Annotated in this window: 1 pseudogene; it reads right to left on the bottom strand. The window is 52.2% G+C overall.

Going from position 1 to position 1,533, the window contains the following annotated elements:
- Nucleotides 1-29 precede the first annotated feature (29 nt).
- Nucleotides 30-1,533, bottom strand: a pseudogene (locus tag C7J97_RS14640) (relaxase/mobilization nuclease domain-containing protein); the annotation flags it as partial.

The following is a 1,533-nucleotide window of genomic DNA, read 5'->3' as shown; positions in this document are numbered from 1 at the left end:
ATTTTCAGATTGATCATACGCACACTCCTTTATCTCTCCTGCTGCGTCTGTTCTTCCTCCCGGAAAAAGGACGCAACATTCTGTTTTGCCGTTTGCAGTTTGAGAAGTTCTTCTTTCGCTTCTTTGTACTGCTCGTAGAACTTTGCCTTTTCGGATGCCAGTTGCGCATACTCGGATTCCAGCTTTTTCGGGCTGGGCAGCTTGGTGATGTTGTTTGCCTTGAAATAGGCTGTTGCTGCCCGGTACGCTGTCAGCTTTGCACGGTGCTGTTCTTCAAAGGCTGTGGGTTGTTTTGCAGCTTTTAACTGCTGTGCGATGTTCTTTGGTGCTGGTGTAGGCTGCGACGTGATAGCGCAGCTCTTTGTTGGCTTTCATGCGACCTTCGAGGTCTTTCACTACGGTCAGTGATTCATGGAACTTGGTGTCAAGCTCTGCGATTCTCTGGTCGAGTGCGTCCTCGTTGAGCAGACCATTTTCCTGCAAGAGGATCAAGGTCTGTGCCATAGCTTTGAGGTTGTATTTTTTCGCCCAACGCTCGTAGCCGATGCCCTTGCCCTCGGTCATCCTCGACTGGATGTCGATCAGTTTCCCGATGGTATCCTGCTTGAACTGCGCCATGGGCTTGCGTTCGGCGTTTGCCTGCAACGTGGCAAGCACTGCTGCCTTATCGAACTTGTCACCGAGATGTTTCGCTCGGATAAACTTGGTTCTGCCAGCGGGCAGATAGCTAAGCTGTCCACGGATTTCCTTAACCGTGATGCCATACTGTTGCATAAGCCTATCAGAAAAATCTTCAAAGCTCGTGGCACGGTACAGCACTGAAGAAATCTGTTTCCGCAGGGTATCTTTTACGGTTTCAAACTTCTTCTGCGTGGGCTGTTGTCCAGCTGCGGCAAGGGCTGCGTTTTCACGGTCAAGTTTCAATTGGCCGCGTCTGCGCACCCAATACTCAGCTTCGCGCACGCGCTCTTTCGAGCCGTTGAGCAGGTCAATCTGGTACAGTCCGGCACCCTCGCACAGTTCCATGACCTCAACACGCAAGTGCCGCATGGTCTGGGCTGTGCTGGAGTGCTTCATGCCCTCTAGCCAGTCACGGGGCTTCTGCATATAGGGCTTGCGTTCCACCTCTCGTGTTCGGATGCTGCTAATCACGATGTGGACGTGGATGTTTCCCGAATGGTTGTGCCCATCCGGGTGAGTGCAGACGATGGCAGGATGACCGGGAAAATTTTCAGAACAAAACTTCAGGCCAAGTGCCTGTGCCTTTTCCATGGTCAAGCCGTTGTCGGCTGCATCTCTGGGGTCAAAGCTGATGATATACTGGTGGCTTTTGATATCACCATGCTGGGTGTTCTTACCATACTTGCGGTTTGCCAGCAGACAGGCTGTAGCAAACGAGAAATCGCCGCACTCAAGGGTGTCGAGCAGGTAGGATTCCCGCAGCATGGGTCGGCCTTGTTCGTCTAGAATTACCTTGCCGGAAAATTCATCGTGCTGGTAAACGAGGTACGCTTCGATGGCGGTGTAGTCCGA

Origin of the sequence: Faecalibacterium prausnitzii (assembly GCF_003324185.1) — a bacterium.
Taxonomy (GTDB): Bacteria; Bacillota; Clostridia; order Oscillospirales; family Ruminococcaceae; genus Faecalibacterium; species Faecalibacterium prausnitzii.
Note: the sequence above shows the minus strand (reverse complement) of the source record. Positions and strands in the feature narration are given on the sequence as shown.